Origin of the sequence: Marinimicrobium sp. UBA4509 (assembly GCF_002388575.1) — a bacterium.
GTDB lineage: Bacteria > Pseudomonadota > Gammaproteobacteria > Pseudomonadales > Cellvibrionaceae > Marinimicrobium > Marinimicrobium koreense.
The window spans coordinates 1-18,273 of sequence record NZ_DGMV01000069.1 but is presented as its reverse complement, the minus strand read 5'-3'; the positions used below and the strand labels follow the sequence as shown (position 1 = coordinate 18,273).

The window sequence follows — 18,273 nt, the reverse complement described above, 5'->3', positions numbered from 1 at the left end:
TATACTCAAGCCTGAGAAAATATCCACTCCATCAGGAATCAATTTAGCAATACTAACCCTTTAACGCATGCCCTCTCCAAAGGTAATACACAACCGGCAACACCAGCAGAGTCAGAACCATCGCGCTCAACATACCGCCCACCATTGGAGCCGCAATTCGGCTAACAACTTCTGCACCTGTGCCAGAGCTAAACATAATGGGCAGCAAGCCAGCAAAAGTGGAAACCCCCGTCATCATCACTGGTCTGACACGTAGCCCAGCTCCGTGTGTCACGGCTTGAATTAGTTCCTCTCGACGGAATGGCGCTCCTTTCTCTTTGCAATCACTTACGAATTGACTGTACGACTGATTGAGATAGGTCAGCATAATGACGCCAATTTCTACCGCGACACCCGCGAGAGCGATAAACCCGACCGCCACAGCTACAGAGAAATTGAAATTCAAAAGGAACATTAACCAGATGGACCCGATTACAGCAAGCGGCAAGGTTCCTAGAATTATGGCTACTTCAGCGAAGCTCCTGAAGTTCATGTACAGCAGTATGATGATAATAGCCAAAGTCAGCGGTATTACATAGGTCATCTTCTCCTTGGCGCGCTGCATATATTCATACTGGCCGGACCAGGTTACCGAATAGCCCGCCGGCAAATCCAGTTGTTCCTGAACGGTCACCATGGCCTGCTCAACGTAAGTGCCTACATCCACGCCTTCGATATCCACAAAAGTCCAGCCGTTGAGCCGTGCATTTTCACTCTTGATTGCCGGGGGGCCTTCCTCTACATATACCTTTGCCACATCGCCAAGTGCAATACGCTCTCCGGCGGGCGTAACAATGGGCAGCAATGCCAATTGTTCCGGCGAGTCCCGGTAATGCTGCGGGTAACGCAAATTGATCGGATAGCGTTCAAGCCCCTCAATCGTCTGCGACACATTCATTCCCCCAATGGCGGTAGCCACCACCTGCTGCACATCGGCAATATTCAGGCCATAGCGTGCCGCCTGTTCCCGCTGAATATCCACCTTGATATAGCGACCACCGGCCACCCGCTCAGAGTAAACCGAGGCGGTTCCGGGCACATCTTTAAGGACTTGTTCCAACTGCTGGCCAATGGCCTGGATTTCTTTCAAGTCCTCGCCCGCCACTTTAATACCTACCGGCGTTTTGATGCCGGTCGCCAGCATGTCAATTCGGGTTTTGATGGGCATCACCCAGGCGTTGGTCAGGCCGGGGAATCGTATTAGAGCATCCATCTCCTTTTTGAGTTTCTCTGTGGTCATGCCCTCGCGCCACTGGTCTTTGGGTTTGAGCTGTATGAAGGTTTCAATCATAGTCAGTGGCGCTGGGTCAGTCGCCGTGTCGGCACGACCGATCTTGCCGAACACGGTTTTGACTTCCGGCACCGTAGCAATCAACTTATCGGTTTGTTGCAGTAACTCCCTGGCTTTTCCGATGGACAGCCCCGGATAAGTGGTGGGCATATACATCAGGTCGCCCTCATCTAAGTCAGGAATAAACTCACTGCCGATTTGATTGACTGGCCAGATCCCAATCAAAAGTATCACAACAGCCATTGCAAGCGTGGTTTTGGGGAACCGCAAGACGCCTTTGAGCAATGGCATATAGCCAGCAATCAGTAGCCTGTTTACCGGGTTCTTGCTTTCGGCGACCACCTTTCCTCGAATGAAATACCCCATCAAAACCGGAACCACTGTAACAGCGAGCGCCGCACTGGCCGCCATGGCATAGGTTTTAGTAAATGCCAGCGGACTGAACATCCGTCCCTCCTGGGCCTCCAGGGTAAACACCGGAATAAAGCTTACGGTGATAATCAGCAGACTGAAAAACAATGCGGGGCCCACCTCCGAAGCCGATTTCGCCACTACTTGCCAACGGTTTTCCGGCGTCAAAGGCGTCCGCTCCATGTGCTTGTGCATGTTCTCGATCATAACGATGGCACCGTCAATCATCGCGCCTATTGCAATCGCGATACCGCCCAGCGACATAATGTTGGCGTTCAGACCTTGAAGATGCATCACGATAAAAGCCGTCAAAATGCCCAACGGAAGGCTGATGACAGCAACCAGTGATGACCTGACATGAAAGAGGAAAATGACGCAGATCAGCGCCACAATGGCAAGTTCTTCGAGCAGACTTTTCCATAAACTGTCAACGGCCCGGGAGATTAATCCGGAACGATCATAAACGGTGACAATCTCTACCCCTTCGGGCAAACCGCTTTTGAGCTTTTCCAGCTTTGCTTTGACGCCGTCAATGGTTTTTTGAGCATTTTCTCCCGAGCGCATCACCACGATACCGCCCACAGTTTCACCTTCACCATTGAGCTCAGCTATGCCACGGCGCATCTGTGGACCCACCTGGATCTCAGCCACGTTTTTTAGTAGCAGCGGCCCGCCGTTAGCGTTCACACCCAAGGGAATGTTACCCAGATCCTCCACGCTTTGGACGTAACCCGTGGCGCGCACCATATACTCTGCTTCCGCCATTTCCACCACTGAGGCACCGATCTCCTGGTTGCCACGTTGAATGGCGTTCTGAATATGCGACAGCGGGATATCAAAAGCACGTAGCTTTTCCGGATTAACCTTCACCTGGTACTGCTTGACCATGCCGCCAAGGGCCGATACCTCAGAAACGCCGCTCACCGTTTGCAGCTCGTATTTCAGGAACCAATCCTGCAGGCTGCGCAGCTGGCTCAAGTCATGCTTGCCACTGCGATCCACCAACGCGTAGAGGTAGACCCAGCCAACCCCGGTTGCGTCCGGCCCAAGTTGTGGCCGGGCGCTTGGTGGCAGTGTGGGAGCCACTTGGGACAGATACTCCAGCACCCTCGAACGGGCCCAGTAGGCGTCAGTATCATCATCAAAAATGACATAGACATAGGAATCGCCAAAAAAAGAATAGCCCCGCACGGTTTCCGCGCCCGGCACCGATAGCATGGCCGTGGTCAGTGGATAGGTGACTTGATCCTCCACCACCTGCGGCGCCTGCCCGGGGTAGTTGGTCTTAATGATGACCTGTACGTCGGATAGATCCGGGATCGCGTCTACGGGGGTATTCTTCACGGAATAGAGGCCCACACCCACCAGCATCAAGGTGCCCAGCAGCACGAAAAATCGATTGCTGATGGACCAACGAATGATGGACTCAATCATGACGATGCTCCTCGTTGTCGTGATGATCGTGTTCCATGGCGTCCTGGCTCATGCTGTCGTGGTCCGGCATAGACATCTCATCGTGGCCCTTCTCGCTCGGTTCCGGCATCGAGCCCTGGCCTCCCCCTTTATGCTGGCTGTGGTCCATTTCAGAAGATTCGGTATCGCCTGAAGATCCTTCACCGGGGATGTGAACTTGGCTCAAGCGGTAGTCACCGCCGCTATCGTTGACGATCTGTACATGCAGGCGCATCCCCGGCTCGAGATCCTCCATGCTGACGCCTTCCTCGACCATGAAATCCATGGTCATGGCGGGCCAATCCCAATCTGGTATCGGCTCGTGCTCGAGAGTGGCCATACGATGATCGGGCATCAGGCTGAGAATACGAGCGGAAACCCAAGTCGACGAGGGTTCAATGTCTTCTTCAACAGAGGCCTGTTCGCTCTGGTCGGGACGCGGCGTCATGCGTTCCAAATCTGCGGTTTTGCTGGATTCCGAGTCGATCAGGAATTGTGCGGAGGTGACGACACGCTCCCCTTCATTTAAGCCAGCCAGAATTTCCACGTGCCGCTCTCCGACGCGCCCCACTTCAACGACTACGGATCTAAACCTGCCCTCTCCTAGTGCCAACACCACGCGTGCTTGACTGCCGGTACGAATCAAGGCTTCACGTGGAATCAACAGGGTTTCCGCTCCCGCCTCGGTTTCAATGACCATCTGCGCGAACATGCCTGGTTTCAAGAACCCGTCGGGGTTGTGGAAGTGCACCCGGACCTGGGCTGTACGGGTTTCGGCATTGAGTGACGGATAGAGGTAATCTACCTGCCCTAACCACTCGCGACCGGGTAGATAGTCCAAGCGCATACGCACAGGATCGCCCTCACTGACCAGGTTCGCCTGGCGCTCAAACACCTCTCCGATCACCCAGATGTGCTCCAGCTGACCTATGCTCATCATATTAGTGCCGGGTTTGATGAACATGCCTTCACGCACCGAGAGATTCTCCAATACACCGGACTGAGGGGCCACGAAAGTGATGTGTTGATTAATCCTTCGGGTTTCACGCACCCGGTCGATTTCATTCTGAGGTAAATTCAACGCCAACAGCTGGTCTACCGCGGCACCTACAGCCACTGAATTGTCGCGCTTTAGCGCCATTAGCAGCTCTTCTTGGGCGTTGACCAGCGTGGGCGAATAGAGCGTGTACAAAGGTTCGCCTTTTTTGACCGGATCGCCAACCGCTTCAACGTAGAGCTTCTCAATCCAGCCCTCAACTCGCGGGTTGACATGCACCAAGCGATTCTCACTGTATTGCACATACCCGACGGTTCTAACCTCCGGCTGAAGTCTGCCGGAGTCAACCCTAGCGGTACGCACCCCGAGATTATTGACCACCACGGGGGAAATTTTGACGGTCCCAGGCTCATCCTTACCACTGCCCTCCTCATAAACCGGAACAAGGTCCATGCCCATGGGCGATTTGCCGGGTTTGTCGCGCCGATATTCGGCATCCATGGGTGCCACCCAGTACAGCGGTTGCCGTTCGCCCTCAGTGGCTGTAGTCCCATTTTCGTTGACGTCACTCAACAACCAGAATCCCGATACACCGAGCAACGCACCCACGGTTGTACCAAGCAGTACTTTAGTTAATGTATTCATTGTTTACCTTCCTAAAACGGTTCGATTGCCCTGCATCGTCCGACGAGGGCTCGGCGAGCAGGTAATTGATTTGGGCCATTATTTTCTGACGCTCCACCGCGATCACAAGTGCTTCGACTTTGGCATTCAGTTCGGCAATGCGCGCCCGGACGGCCTCGGCGAAGTCTCCGCTATCGTTGCCATAGGCCGCCAACGAAGCCTCTGCCTGGTCGGCCATTTGCGGTAGCAGCTGCTCGGTGTACAGCGCCAAGCGCTCATCGAGCCGCGTCAGCTGAACGCTCGCCGTTTCCAGTTCTGCCATCAGTTGGCGACGAAGCAAGTGCCTTTCGGTTTTGATGGCTTCGGCTCGATTCACGGCGGCGCTGACCTCCCTGTCCTGGCGGTTGCCTGTGAAAATGGGAAGATCGAACGTCACGCCAATTGAGAACAGATCAGACCGCTCGCGCCCCATGGGATCGCGGGCGCGAGAGCCGTACTGGGCGGTCAGGCCCCACTCGGGTTTGTATTTCTGTTCTGCCAAATCGACGCCGGTTTGGGTCGCGTCAATGCGCTGCTCCAGCGCCATCAGAGCTGGGTGATGGCGGATCAACTGGTAGCGTGCGTGTTCGTCAGCGGCCTCGATAGTCGGTATAGTAAGCGGCCTGGCGAGTGATGGCGTCGGCAGTATCGGCGCTAAGGGGACTCTTGCAGCAGCCCCGATCCATTCAGACAGGCGGCGCTGTGCGGCCTCTTTCTGCTGCTTTAGCGTTGTCAAGCGATCATCCAGACGGGTTAGCTCCAACTGCGCGCGAATGACATCCTGCTGACGGACCTGACCCAACGCCGACGAATAATGGGCCTCGGCAGATTCCACCAGTTGCTCGAACAACCCCCGATCCCGCTCGATCAATCGAATACTTTCCTGTGCCCTGTAGGCCTCTAGCCATAACTGACTGGCCGTTGCTTCCACCTTGGCGCGGCGATCTATCCTCAGCAGAGGGTGCTGTCCAGCAAGCTGCTGTTTTTGCCGTTTGGCAAGCGCCAGACTGTCACCACGTGGGAACATTTGCGTGACACCCACCGACAACTGAGTCATAGCCTCCTGGTTGATGTCGAAGCTATCTACGGGGAAATTGCCCGCCATCAGACTCACGCGGGGATCCGGCAAGCTCGCTGCGGCAGTCGCCTCATCATTGAGCGCCTGCTGGGTGTGCTTGCTGCCAGCAAGCCAAGGATCTGCTTCGACGGCGAGGGCTACCGCTTCTTCCAAGGTCAGCGATTCCGAAACCGGCTGAGCAAGGGCTGTAGCACTGCCCAAACCAAGTGACATAACGGATAGCATTATGACTAGTACTCTCATAACTGAACTTCCTGTTGATCACCCGGCTGATATTGCTGGGCGGGGTTCTCTACACTGACAAACACTTCGGTGTTGCCATCTTTTTTCATCAGCAGGACCTGATAAGCCCTAAACCGATCTTCAGCCTCCATCCCCGGACTGCCAAGGGGCATGGCGGGTACAGTCAGACCCACAGCATCAGACGGAGGGTTGGCCAGAAACTGTTGGATGTAGCGCGCCGGGATATGCCCTTCGAAGACGTAGCCTTGTGACGATACGGAGGTATGACAGGAGCGGAGATTGGGTGCGATCCGATACCGATCTTTTATGAGTTTCAGGCTTGATGGGTGTTGGACATCTGTTTCAAAGCCCTCGACATCTATATGGTCAATCCACTTTTTGCAGCAGCCGCAACTTCGACTTTTGTAGACGGTGAGCACCTCAGCGCCACCAATGGCCCGATCAGGATTAACGAATCTCTCCTCCACTTTCCCACAAGCAACTAGCAAGGGCAGCGTGAGCAACCCCAGCATCAGAATTTTAAGGCGTGATGAATGCATATTTGCCTCCCATGACAAATCGCCACTTCGTGTTCAGGTTTCAATTAAAAGGCAGCGCCGCTTCGCCTCCCTTTGGGACGGCACATTACCTTTAGTACTTGGTTAGCACGGATTAATTGAGTGAAATCAGGCGATTGGAGGTCTTAGAAAAGGGAAAATCGGTGCCAGAGGAAGGGCAAGGTAGCGCAAACCTGAAGCCTCAGAACGAGTCCCCAATGACTCCGGGGTAGTCACGGAAGAAGTCAACATCTGAATTGACAAGGCACATCCCACCACCGCACAGCCAACCCCCGATTTATCGGTATCGCAGCACGCCCCCTCTGCAGACTGCACGCTCTCGACAGAGCCCATTGCTTGGTGATCAGTGTGCTCGGCAATATCTTGTAAGTTCATGGATAGCCCGCTCGCTCTATAATCCATAGTACAAAAGTTGACCATAGCCGTGGCAGAGGCCTGCCACAACAGCGGTATTATTAGTAGAATTAAAAGAACTGTTCTCCGGTTCACCCAACCACACCTTTGTCTGTTCAGAATCGGCGACACTCCCTATAATCTATAGCGTCTCGTCTATATTGCCCGCACGATCTAAAGTTCCTGTGCGTCGGTCTAACCCTATCGTTCTATCGCGTCACCCCTGCTCAAAAAGGCGGTCGCCCAAGCGTAAGATCTTTCAGCTACCATGATAAGAAAAATAAAACAACAGAAAGATGACGTCAAGATTACAAATTTGTAATCTATTCGTCACGTCCTGGAAATGGGCTAACCTTCAGACTCTAGTTTTAAGTTGACCTGTGACCAGGACACAGGTCTACCATACCGATATTGATAGTTGAACCTATGTCTTTAACGCAGGACCTTGACGTGGATCAATATGAGAGCTAACACCCAAGGTTACCCTGTTTACATTGCTGACGAAAGGGATGTGACCCTATGCGTGTTAACCAACTGGCTAATGAGACTGGGGTAAGTGTAGATACTGTTCGCTACTACACCCGTATTGGATTTCTGAAACCAACGAAGAACCCGTCCAATGGCTACAAGGAGTACTGTGCCAAGGAAAAGCGTCGAATGAGGTTTATCCTCAGCGCCAGACAACTCGGCTTTTCGGTGAGCGATATCGCCGAAATCCTGGAAACCGCTGATCAAGGTGAATCCCCCTGTCCTCTCGCTAGGGGGCTTATACAGAAGCGTCTGGAGGAGAACGAGAAAGGCTTCCAAGATAGTCAGCGACTACGGCAACGTATGTACTCCGCAGTCAGGGATTGGGAAACAAAACCGGACCGGGCGCCAACAGGCAACATGATCTGTCATCTGATCGAGGAGTTCAGTGAGAGCGGGGAGGATAAACGTTCAGTGTGACACAATCATTGAATATCTAAAGCTTATTGACACAAACAGAGGCACAAGCGCATGCATGTAGGAACCTGGGGTCTGGCAATTATCGTCACGGTTGTTGTCTCATGGCTGATGTACCGATATCTAGCTCCGGCCAGCTGGAAAGAATGGACGCGCGCTGGCGTGCTGCAGGCCTTTATTATCGCCTTCTACGCTGAAATGTACGGGTTTCCTTTAACGATCTACTTTCTAACCCGATTCTTCGGCCTCGATCTGGCATGGAACGAAGGCGGCAACCTCTGGGCGCAATTGTTCGGCACTCCTACCGCGCACGTCATAGCCATGCTGCTCGGCTATAGCCTGGTATTCGTAGGAGCAACTCTGGTCGCGGAGGGCTGGCGCCGGATACATCAAGCACGGCGCCGTGAGACTCTAATGACCGATGGCATTTACGCGATTGTTCGCCACCCCCAATACACTGGCCTCTTTCTCATCGTGTTCGGTGAAGGGGTTGTGCACTGGCCGACGATTGTCTCACTGATCGCCTTCCCAGTAATTGTCCTAGCCTACACGCTACTGGCTCTGAAAGAAGAGCGGCAGATGCTGGAACAGTTTGGTGATGAATATCGGGCTTATCGACAGCACGTCCCGATGTTCATTCCCCGCCTCAATAAGTTGCAGCAGCAGGAGTTTTGAATGAGCTTAGAATTCACAACCATTATTAGTGGTATTGTTCTTCTGGCGGTTTTTGCGCTGGTGGGCTGGAACCTACGAAGAAAGCGTTCGCGATCTGAAAAAGCAGGGGAAAAGAATGAGCGTTGACTCACAACCTTCGAGCGCTGTGGCTAAGCTGACTGTGCCGGGCATGGGGTCGGACCACTGTGCGGGTATTGTAAAGACCTCGCTACAGCGTCTTGACAGCGTCGGCGACATTACAACCAATATCGCTAGCCACCGCGTAGAAGTCACCTACGACCCCTCGACGGTGGACCTGGACGATCTCCGCAAAGCTGTGGAAAACGCCGGCTACGACGTCGCCGCAGCCAACACTTCGGGGGCGGGAAAGAACGCCCAGCTTATCGTGCCGGGCATGGGCTCAGACCACTGTGCGGGCATTGTGCGTGAATCGCTCCAGCGGCTAGAGGGCATTGAGAGTATCAAAACCAATATCGCCAGCCACAAGGTTCACGTCGTAATGACCGACGCTGGACCCAGTGTTGAACAGCTTAAACAGGCGGTTGAAAAAGCCGGCTACGATGTCGCTCAAGCCTCCTCCGAAGCAGCGGAAGATGAAGCGGAAAAGGATGCCGATATCGAAGACGCCTACTTGAATCAGGCTTTGAAACGCCTTTGGATCGCCGGGATACCGACAACACTGATCATGGTGTTGATGATCCCGCACATGTTCTGGAAACCGATCCCCGGTTATCTTTTGATTGTGGCCCTGTTGGCGTTTCCGGTGGTTTTTCTATATGGCGGCGCAGCCACTCACAAGTCCACCTGGCGCTCGCTCACCAACCGCACCTTCAACATGGATGTACTGATTTCCATGGGCAGCGTTCCGCCCTACCTGATCGGCCTGGCAGGCTTTTTCGTCACCATGACGTCATTCATTGAAATGGCCGCCACCATCATGACCTTTCACCTATTGGGGCGCTATCTTGAGGCCAAAGCCAAGGGCCGTGCATCTCAGGCGATCCGAAAATTATTAACCTTGGGCGCCAAGACCGCACGGGTCGAACGCGATGGCCAGGAGCAGGAAGTTCCCGTCAAGGAACTGCAACCGGGCGACATCATGGTGATCCGCCCCGGTGACAAGGTGCCGACGGATGGCGAAGTGGTAGAAGGCGAGAGCCATCTGGATGAATCGATTGCCACCGGCGAGTCGGTTCCAGTGTATAAATCTCCGGGCGATACCGTCATTGGCGCGACCATCAATAAAGAGGGACGTTTACGGGTCAAGGCCACCAAGGTGGGCGGCGATACCTTTTTGTCCCAGGTGATCAAACTGGTAGAACAGGCCCAAGGCTCGCGAGTGCCCATTCAGGAATTCGCCGACCGCATGACGGGGCGTTTTGTGCCCATCGTCATTCTGATTGCCCTGGCAAGCTTTGCGGTGTGGTTTGTTGCCGCCGACAGCCTGCGCCCCATACTTGCATGGGGCGCGGATTTTCTGCCCTGGGTTGATCAAACGGCGACCACCCCAGTACTGGCTATTCTCGCCGCCATTGCGGTTCTGGTTATCGCCTGCCCCTGCGCTTTGGGCTTGGCAACGCCTACCGCGCTGATGGTGGGCTCGGGTATTGGGGCCGAGCGAGGCATTCTGATTCGCTCCGGCGAGGCTATTCAAACCTTCAAAGACGTCAAGGTGATGGTGCTTGATAAAACCGGCACTATCACACGGGGCGAGCCCAAACTGACTGAAGTGGTTACGGCCAACAATGTCACAGAACAACAACTGCTGCAGTGGGCCGCGACGGTGGAAAATGCCTCTGAGCACCCCATTGCCCGCGCCATTGTCGAAGGCGCCCGCGAGCGTCAGGTGAGCCCGGGGGAGGTCAAAGAATTTCGTTCCACTGGCGCGCGCGGCGTTTCCGGCAGAGTCGATGGTACGATGGTACTGATTGGCAACCGCAAACTGCTGAACGAAGAAGGAATAAGCGGTCTAGAGGCCTTGGACCAAGAATTGGACAATCTGGAGGGACGCGGGCGCACCGCCGTACTGGTCGCGGTTGATGGGCAAGCGTGTGGCATTGTCGCGGTGGCGGATACCATCAAGGGGGAGTCGGTAGCCGCGATTCGCGGCATGCATGACTTGGGCTTGCATGTGGTGATGATCACCGGCGACAACGAACGTGCGGCGCGCGCTGTTGCCGAGGAGGTGGGTATCGACGAAGTGCAGGCCGGGGTACTTCCGGAAGGCAAGGTGGATGCAATTCGTCAGCTGCAGAAAAAGCATGGCAATCATGTCGCCATGGTCGGCGATGGCATCAATGATGCGCCAGCGCTGAAACAGGCAAACGTGGGTATTGCCATAGGTGCCGGCGCTGATGTGGCCATTGAGGCGGCCGATGTGACTCTGGTTCGCGGTGAGCTGACCGGTGTAGTGGAAGCCATGCACCTCTCCCGAGCCACCTTTGGGAAAATTGTTCAGAACCTGATTTGGGCGAGTGCCTACAATGTGGCCGCCATACCCATCGCCGCCATCGGATTGCTACACCCCATGATCGGCGTGATCGCCATGACCGTGAGCTCGTTATCAGTCATCGGCAATTCAATTCTTCTTAAGCGTGTAAAGCTGAGTGTCGATAAATGATTCGATTTCACACCGATAGAGGCCGCTACCTCGGCACTGGAGAAACCTAATGGCTAACAAACCCGGTTACTGGAACAGTCTTCACGGATTTGCGACGATCTTGTTGGTTGGCGCAGCGCTTTACTTTCTATTTGTAGAGCACGGAGCGCACGTCTTTCCGTTTCTCCCCTACCTGATCATTCTCCTCTGTCCGTTAATGCACCTTTTTATGCATAAGGGGCACGGTCACGGAGAAAGCGGGCATGGCGAACACAACCACCAGGACACGGAGCAAGCTTACCGCCGCGGCCTGGAAGAAGGCCGAAAGGAGGCTGACAGAAAATGAAGCATAAAGAGCATCGCCTGGGAGTTTCGGAAGTTAACTTGGTGACCCGTCACCTCGGGCTTAAGCGACCCATCAATACCGAGAAACTGACCGAAGCCATTGCGGAAATCGATCAGCTCTATGGCTTGGATGATATCGCCTTTGTCGAGACATCCGACCGGCTCGATTTCTCCTATGACGCATCGCGGCTATGCCTCCAGTGTGTGGAGGACATCCTTATCAAGTTCGGTATTCCAATCAAGCAGGATTGGTGGACGCGCTTCAAAGAGGAGTATTACCTGTTCGTCGACCAAAACGTTAAAGACAACGCCCAACATGAACCCTGGAGTTGCCACCGAGTACCTCCGCACAATCGAAAATAGAGACGCCATTAAAAGGGCCCTTGATGACCGAAGAGCATTACCTACTGAAACCGCGCCGACTGGGTATCGATAGCCATCAAGAGCTGGTGGTCTATATGCGCAATGATTGCCACGTCTGCCACTCGGAAGGATTCAATGCTCAAAGCCGAGTACAAGTCAACATTGGCGAGCGAAGCGTTTTGGCTAGTCTCAACGTCATACATGGAGACTGGCTTGCACCGGATGAATTCGGGCTGTCGGAATCCGCTTGGCACACCCTTGCCCCCCAGCCTGGCGAACTCGCCGGTTTCGTTCACCCGCCCACGGTAGAATCCATGAGCTCGGTGCGTGCCAAGATCTATGGAAAGCCACTGGAGGACATACAGTTTGACGCCATCATCTCGGACATCTGCAAAGGGTTTTATACCGACGTGGAGCTGGCCACCTTCCTGACCGCGTGCGCCAGTCGTGGATTAAACCGAACCGAGACCGCCAGCTTAACTCGGGCCATGATAAACGCGGGGGAGCGCCTTGACTGGCATCGCGATGTGGTCGTAGACAAGCACTGCGTTGGTGGCCTGCCCGGCAACAGAACCACGCCTCTTGTGGTAGCTATGGTGGCTGCAGAGGGTTTGATCATGCCAAAGACCTCCTCGCGGGCGATCACCTCTCCGGCAGGCACCGCCGACACAATGGAAACCTTGGCGCCGGTCGCCCTTTCCATTGACGACATGCAGCGCGTCGTGGAGCAGGAAGGCGGCTGCATCGCCTGGGGCGGTGCAGTCTCCCTGAGCCCTGCCGATGACGTTCTGATTCGTATCGAACGGGCAATCGATCTCGACAGCGAGGGACAACTAGTGGCATCGGTGCTGTCTAAAAAAGCCGCCGCTGGTGCCACCCATGTCGTGCTCGACCTTCCGGTCGGTCCCACAGCCAAGGTTCGCAGTGAAGAGGACGCCCAGTGTTTAGCAAGGCTGCTGCGCGAGACCGCTGAAGTGATCGGGCTGACTGTTCGGACGGTCATCACCGACGGTCGGCAGCCAGTCGGACGAGGCATAGGTCCCACCCTGGAGGCCCGAGATGTTCTGGCTGTGCTCCAAAACAAGGAAGACGCATCTGCGGACCTCAGGGATCGGTCTATCCAACTGGCCGGTGCGATTTTCGAGCTTGCCGGGCTTGTCGAAAAAGGCAGCGGCGTCAATCTGGCCGCGCAATCCCTGACCAGTGGTCGGGCCTGGCAAAAATTTAGAGCTATTTGCGAAGCCCAGGGCGGCATGCGCGTACTGCCGGTGGCGGCTCAGACTCAGCCGGTGCCAGCAAGTCGTCATGGCTTCATTACCGCCATCGACAACCGTCTACTGGCACGCATAGCCAAGCTCGCCGGCGCGCCAGCCACCCCAGCTTCGGGACTCGACTTACATGTACGCCTCGGCGACTGGGTCGAGGCCGGCCAACCTCTGTTTACCTTGCATGCCGAGTCCGCAGGAGAGCTTGCCTACGCGCTGGAGTACTTACGCAGTCGTCCCGACGTTATTTCTATCTCTGAATATCCGTCATAAGGCCTTCTCAATTCGCGTCCAATACCGCTCATTGATTTTAAAAAAGGACCAGGCATGACAATCCGTTGGAATGTGCTATTCAACCTCCACAGTGACAAAGAACTTGCTCTAACCCTTTGCGGGTCGCTGGATCTTCGCGAGGGTCAGTTCGACATGCGCCACTTCCCCGATGGCGAAAGCTATGTGCGGGTGCTGGATGAGGTTAAAGACCTCAATGTGGTGGTGCTGGCGGACCTTTATCAACCTGATCACCGAACCCTGCCTTTACTCCTGCTGGCCGAAACACTCAGGGACCTCGGTGCCAAGGAGATTCTGCTGGTGGCGCCCTACCTTCCGTACATGCGCCAGGACAAGCGCTTTCACGGCGGGGAGGGTGTGACATCGCGTTACTTCGCGCAATTGTTGTCCCGCTACTTTTCAGCGCTGGTCACCGTTGATCCTCACCTGCACCGCTACCATAATTTGTCGGAAATCTACGGTATTCCCACCCAGGTCGCTCACGCAGCGCCAGTAATTGCGGAGTGGATCGCCACCATCGTCGACAATCCGGTGTTGATCGGCCCCGACAGCGAGAGCGAGCAATGGGTCACTGCGGTGGCAAAGCAGGCAGGTGTGCCCTTTACCGTATTGAGTAAAACCCGACGTGGCGACCGTGAGGTCGAGATCAGTGTGCCTCACCTTGAGCAATGGCTGAATCACACTCCGGTACTGGTCGATGACATTATCTCCAGCGGCCATACCATGCTGGAAACCATGGCTCACCTTAATCGCCTTGGGCTGCCGAAAGTGGTCTGCATCGGCGTTCACGGAATCTTTGCGGAAGGAGCCGATATGGAGCTAATTGAAAAATCAGCTCGACTGGTCAGTTGTAATACGATCTCACATCCCAGCAACGCCATCAATATCGGAGGCCTTCTGGCCACCAGTATCCGCGAGTTGGCTTGATTCGCTATGAAGACTCAATCAAAAGCCGCGAACGTTGCTTGGATGGTGGTAGTTGTACTGCTCTGGGCCATCTGTTTTCCTTTCATCGTGACGGGGCTGCCGGACGCTCCCCCCTTGCTGTTTGCTGCCTTGCGCGCTTTTCTTGCGGGAGGGCTGCTCTTCGCGGTTCACTTGGTTCAGCGGCGGCGCGAGCCTTACCCTTTTAGCCCCCGAGACCTGGGGCTGTTGAGCTTAATCGGATTGTCCTATACAGCGATGGGATTTGGCGGAATGTTTCTAGCAGCAGGACACCTATCACCGGGACTGGCAACTGTCCTGGCAAGTACTCAGCCCCTGATTGCCGCAGCGATCGCCGCCGCTTGGCTCGGAGAAACGTTGAAGACCAAGGGCATAGCCGGACTTGTCATAGGTTTTTTGGGCGTCACCTTGCTTTCTTGGTCCGGATTCGACAATAACAATGCCGGTTATCTATGGGGAATTACCTGGGTTCTTGTGGGCGCCATCGGAATAGCCATCGGCAACATTTTATTAAAGAAGCGTGCCGGGGGATCAGTTGCCGCACCCATGGCCGTTCAGTTATTAATAGGCGGCGGAATACTCTTGCTTGCATCCGCGGTGGGCGGCGAACAGTGGGAGATTCGGTGGACATTTCGGTTCACCGGTTCCCTGCTCATTCTATCCGCTCTGGCGACAGCCGCCATGATGTATTTATGGTTCGCCCTGCTGGCCCGCGCACCCTTAAACCGATTGAACGTCTTCAGCTTTCTAACCCCGGCACTTGGGTTGCTAATTGGATTTATATTCTTTGAAGAGCGACTCCAACCCGTCCAAATTCTTGGAATAATTGTTGTCATTGTCGGTATAGCCATGATGCAAGGGAGAGGTGCCGTGGCAGTGGCAGCCGCCGACGAGAGCGCAACACCGCCTTAGTCGCTAGAGTCCTGCCTCCTTACTATACAGATGGAGTGGAAAACCCCGTAACAGGAGTAAAATGTGATAGAACGAATGCGCCAAGAAGCACCCACCAGCCGATTATCCGTAGTCTTGCCGGAACTCCCCCTGGCGGGATTTGGTTTTTTGACAAACTTTTTATGGGAGATGCTTCAAGTACCCTGGTTCATGGGTATGGCGAATTCGTCTCACGGCTCAGTGGTTTGGCTGTGTATACAGGCTACCGGCGGCGATGTGCTGATTCTACTGGCCAGCTTCTGGTTTTCCTCAATAGTCTTTGGACACCGTCGATGGCTCCTCGAGGGAAAACGAAAGCCTGCTATCACCCTTCTGGTTGCGGCACTTCTCGTGACCATCGTCATGGAATGGCTGGCGACTGGCCCGCTAGAGCGGTGGACATACGCAGACTCAATGCCGGTCATACCGCTGTTAGGCGTGGGGCTAGCTCCACTTCTGCAGTGGATTATTCTCCCGCCACTGATAATGTGGCTGTCGCACAGACATATGCTTGGCTGCATGGCAATTCGATCCAGTCGTGCGGTTTAGCTGCATAAGAGCACTGGCTCTTTGCGCCGGCACAAGCGCTTACGCCGGTCAAAAACTGAGCAGACAAAATCGCCGACACAAGCTTGTTTAAGGCAAAGAATTCAGAATTTCTGTAACGAGAAGAGGAAATTAGCTATGAACGATTCTACTGTAGTGAATACCCGTTTACGTACCGTCCCGCTAGGCAACACCCTGTCAGTTCTGTTAGTAATCAGCTATCTGCTGTGCGTAGGCTTTGGCCTGCTCGCCCCGGCGCAGATGCGTATGTACGAAGCTTGGGCGCCTTTATTGCCCGGCTTCGAATGGCTTACGTGGTCGGGATTTTTAATTGGATTAGTTGAAGCCTATTTGTACGGTTGGTACATCGCGGCTCTGTTTGTGTCTTTGTATCGCTGGTTCTCAAAAGAGAGACAATGATTATTTTTAATGGATCCTACGTCGAAACGGGTAGAAACGTGAGAACTGTCTGGTGAGCTATTTATGAACCGATTAACAACTTTCCTGAAGAGACACCTCGGTGATGTCGGGGTGGTTTTCTACACCTCACTACTCATTATTACCGCCTTTGTCGTCACCTCTGCCCTTCAGCCGGAAACTGTTGAAGCAATCGCCCAGAAAGTCCTCGATGCAACCGCCAAAAATGTTGGTTGGATGTACTTGATGGCAACCACCGGCTTTGTACTATTTATCTTTTTCCTGGCGTTCTCCAGGTTCGGAAACCTCCGCCTGGGCCAGGAGAACGAGTTGCCGGAGTTCTCCTTCACCAGCTGGCTGGCCATGATTTTCTCGGGGGGCATGGGCGTTGGACTGGTGTTCTGGGGCGTGGCGGAACCCATCATGCACTTGAACGTTCCGCCCCTGGGCCTTGCCGAGCCGCGCAGCGTAGAGGCGGCGCAGCTGGGCATGCGTTACTCGTTCTTTCACTGGGGTTTTCACCAATGGGCCAACTTTACCCTTGTGGGTCTGGCTATCGCTTATGTCCGTTTTCGCCACAATAGCTATGGTTTGATCAGCGAAACATTCCGCCCCCTGTTGGGAGAGCGAGTAGACCGCGGTTGGGGAAAAGCCATCGATATTCTGGCGGTAGTATCCACCTTGTTCGGGGTTGCAACGACTCTGGGGCTTGGCGCGCTGCAGGTCAATAGCGGCCTCTCCCGGCTGGGTGTAATGGATTACTCGACCACATCGCAGTTTATGATCCTGGGAGGGCTTGCAACGCTTTTTACCATATCGGCCATGACGCCACTCGACAAGGGCATACGCCATCTCAGTAACGCCAACCTTGTAATCGCGAGCGGCCTCCTGCTCTTCGTCCTGGTCACGGGACCCACGGCCTTTATTTTTGGTGAGCTCACCCAAACGCTTGGCGAGTATCTCGGAAACCTCATCGAAATGAGCCTGGTAACCGCCCCCCACTCCGACGAAAAGTGGGTGGAGCAGTGGACCATGTTTTACTGGGCATGGGGGTTAAGCTGGGCGCCCTTCGTGGGGAGTTTTATCGCCCGAATATCAAGGGGAAGAACCATTCGGGAGTTCGTCATGGGGGTAATGGTCATTCCCGTCGCCTTGAGCATGCTGTGGTTCTCAACCTTTGGTGGTTCCGCCATCCATTTCGAACTGTTTGAAGGCGTCGGTATCGCCGATGCCGTGGCAGAAGAAGTTCCATCCGGTCTTTACGTACTTTTAGATCAACTGCCTTGGGGTGGGGTCGCCGCTGTTCTGGCGGTCATACTGGTCTCGATGTTTGTGGTCACCTCTGCGGACTCAGCCACCTTCGTACTGGGCATGTTCACCTCCAAGGGTGTACTAACGCCAACACGCTTTGTTCGAGTGCTCTGGGGCTGCTTGCAGCTGTTAATGGCCTCCGTGCTCTTGCTGAGCGGCGGGCTGAACGGGCTCCGCACTCTTTCCATTGTCGCCGCATTTCCTTTTATGTTGCTGATGGTCCTAATGGCTTTCTCTCTTCATAAAGACCTTGCGACAGACATTAGGCGCCGCGAAGAGAAAAACGCAATGATGCATGCCCGCATGGAGCAATGGCTGCTGAGAGAGTCTGAGCGGGAAGCGGAGCGTCAGGAAGAAGAGGAACTCCATCCAAGCGCCCCCGAGCAATGTCCGGGATTGAGCCGGACGGGACAATCGACCCCGATAGAAGAGACGTAGCTGGTGAACCAACAAGGGGCCAAGTTACCCTGGCCGACGCCCTTTCCTGGGCTTACGTGTAGTAGTTCAGACTTGATCT

15 protein-coding genes are annotated in these 18,273 nt (G+C 54.6%); 11 read left to right on the top strand and 4 right to left on the bottom strand.

Going from position 1 to position 18,273, the window contains the following annotated elements; all coding sequences use genetic code 11:
* Positions 1 to 52: 52 nt before the first annotated feature.
* Genes B3520_RS13470 through B3520_RS13455 form a run of 4 tightly spaced genes read right to left on the bottom strand, consistent with a single transcriptional unit; the run spans position 53 to position 6,713 of the window.
* A complete protein-coding gene (locus B3520_RS13470) occupies positions 53 to 3,175 on the bottom strand; it encodes an efflux RND transporter permease subunit (protein WP_286804671.1) in 3,123 nt (1,040 codons plus the stop codon).
* Positions 3,168 to 4,835 carry an efflux RND transporter periplasmic adaptor subunit gene (locus B3520_RS13465; RefSeq protein ID WP_286804670.1) on the bottom strand — a complete coding sequence of 556 codons (1,668 nt, stop codon included), beginning with the start codon at positions 4,833 to 4,835 and terminating at the stop codon, positions 3,168 to 3,170. The genes B3520_RS13470 and B3520_RS13465 overlap by 8 nt, the downstream gene beginning before the upstream one ends.
* Positions 4,819 to 6,174, bottom strand: a complete 1,356-nt coding sequence (locus B3520_RS13460) for a TolC family protein (RefSeq protein WP_286804669.1) — start codon at positions 6,172 to 6,174, stop codon at positions 4,819 to 4,821. Before B3520_RS13460 ends, B3520_RS13465 begins: the two co-directional genes overlap by 17 nt.
* A complete protein-coding gene (locus B3520_RS13455) occupies positions 6,171 to 6,713 on the bottom strand; it encodes a DUF411 domain-containing protein (protein WP_265367062.1) in 543 nt (180 codons plus the stop codon). Before B3520_RS13455 ends, B3520_RS13460 begins: the two co-directional genes overlap by 4 nt.
* Positions 6,714 to 7,643: 930 nt before the next feature.
* Here B3520_RS13455 and B3520_RS13450 point away from each other — a divergent pair.
* From B3520_RS13450 to B3520_RS13400, 11 genes are all read left to right on the top strand, one after another.
* Complete coding sequence (locus B3520_RS13450) at positions 7,644 to 8,072, top strand: MerR family transcriptional regulator (RefSeq protein ID WP_265367061.1); 429 nt, start codon at positions 7,644 to 7,646, stop codon at positions 8,070 to 8,072.
* Positions 8,073 to 8,123: 51 nt separating this feature from the next.
* On the top strand, positions 8,124 to 8,744 hold the full coding sequence (locus tag B3520_RS13445; protein ID WP_265367060.1) for a methyltransferase family protein: 621 nt from the start codon (positions 8,124 to 8,126) through the stop codon (positions 8,742 to 8,744).
* Complete coding sequence (locus B3520_RS13440) at positions 8,745 to 8,870, top strand: hypothetical protein (protein ID WP_255357626.1); 126 nt, start codon at positions 8,745 to 8,747, stop codon at positions 8,868 to 8,870. It begins immediately after the preceding gene.
* A gap of 19 nt (positions 8,871 to 8,889) precedes the next feature.
* Positions 8,890 to 11,364, top strand: a complete 2,475-nt coding sequence (locus tag B3520_RS13435; RefSeq protein WP_286804668.1) for a heavy metal translocating P-type ATPase — start codon at positions 8,890 to 8,892, stop codon at positions 11,362 to 11,364.
* A gap of 49 nt (positions 11,365 to 11,413) precedes the next feature.
* Positions 11,414 to 11,689, top strand: a complete 276-nt coding sequence (locus B3520_RS13430) for a DUF2933 domain-containing protein (protein ID WP_008930133.1) — start codon at positions 11,414 to 11,416, stop codon at positions 11,687 to 11,689.
* Positions 11,686 to 12,051: a hypothetical protein gene (locus B3520_RS13425; protein ID WP_008930132.1), complete on the top strand. Its 366-nt coding sequence runs from the start codon at positions 11,686 to 11,688 to the stop codon at positions 12,049 to 12,051. The genes B3520_RS13430 and B3520_RS13425 overlap by 4 nt, the downstream gene beginning before the upstream one ends.
* 23 nt (positions 12,052 to 12,074) lie before the next feature.
* Positions 12,075 to 13,589 (top strand): thymidine phosphorylase family protein, encoded by a 1,515-nt coding sequence (locus tag B3520_RS13420; protein ID WP_286804667.1) that lies wholly within the window; start codon positions 12,075 to 12,077, stop codon positions 13,587 to 13,589.
* A 54-nt stretch (positions 13,590 to 13,643) separates the two neighbouring features.
* Positions 13,644 to 14,534 carry a ribose-phosphate pyrophosphokinase gene (locus tag B3520_RS13415; protein ID WP_286804666.1) on the top strand — a complete coding sequence of 297 codons (891 nt, stop codon included), beginning with the start codon at positions 13,644 to 13,646 and terminating at the stop codon, positions 14,532 to 14,534.
* A gap of 6 nt (positions 14,535 to 14,540) precedes the next feature.
* The gene (locus B3520_RS13410; RefSeq protein ID WP_265367056.1) at positions 14,541 to 15,464 is read left to right on the top strand and encodes a DMT family transporter; all 924 of its coding nucleotides are present in this window, start codon (positions 14,541 to 14,543) and stop codon (positions 15,462 to 15,464) included.
* Between the two features lie 702 nt (positions 15,465 to 16,166).
* Positions 16,167 to 16,448: a DUF5676 family membrane protein gene (locus B3520_RS13405; RefSeq protein WP_008930126.1), complete on the top strand. Its 282-nt coding sequence runs from the start codon at positions 16,167 to 16,169 to the stop codon at positions 16,446 to 16,448.
* Positions 16,449 to 16,511: 63 nt separating this feature from the next.
* Positions 16,512 to 18,194, top strand: coding sequence for a BCCT family transporter (locus B3520_RS13400; protein WP_008930125.1), 1,683 nt, complete (start codon positions 16,512 to 16,514; stop codon positions 18,192 to 18,194).
* The last annotated feature ends 79 nt before the right edge of the window (positions 18,195 to 18,273 follow it).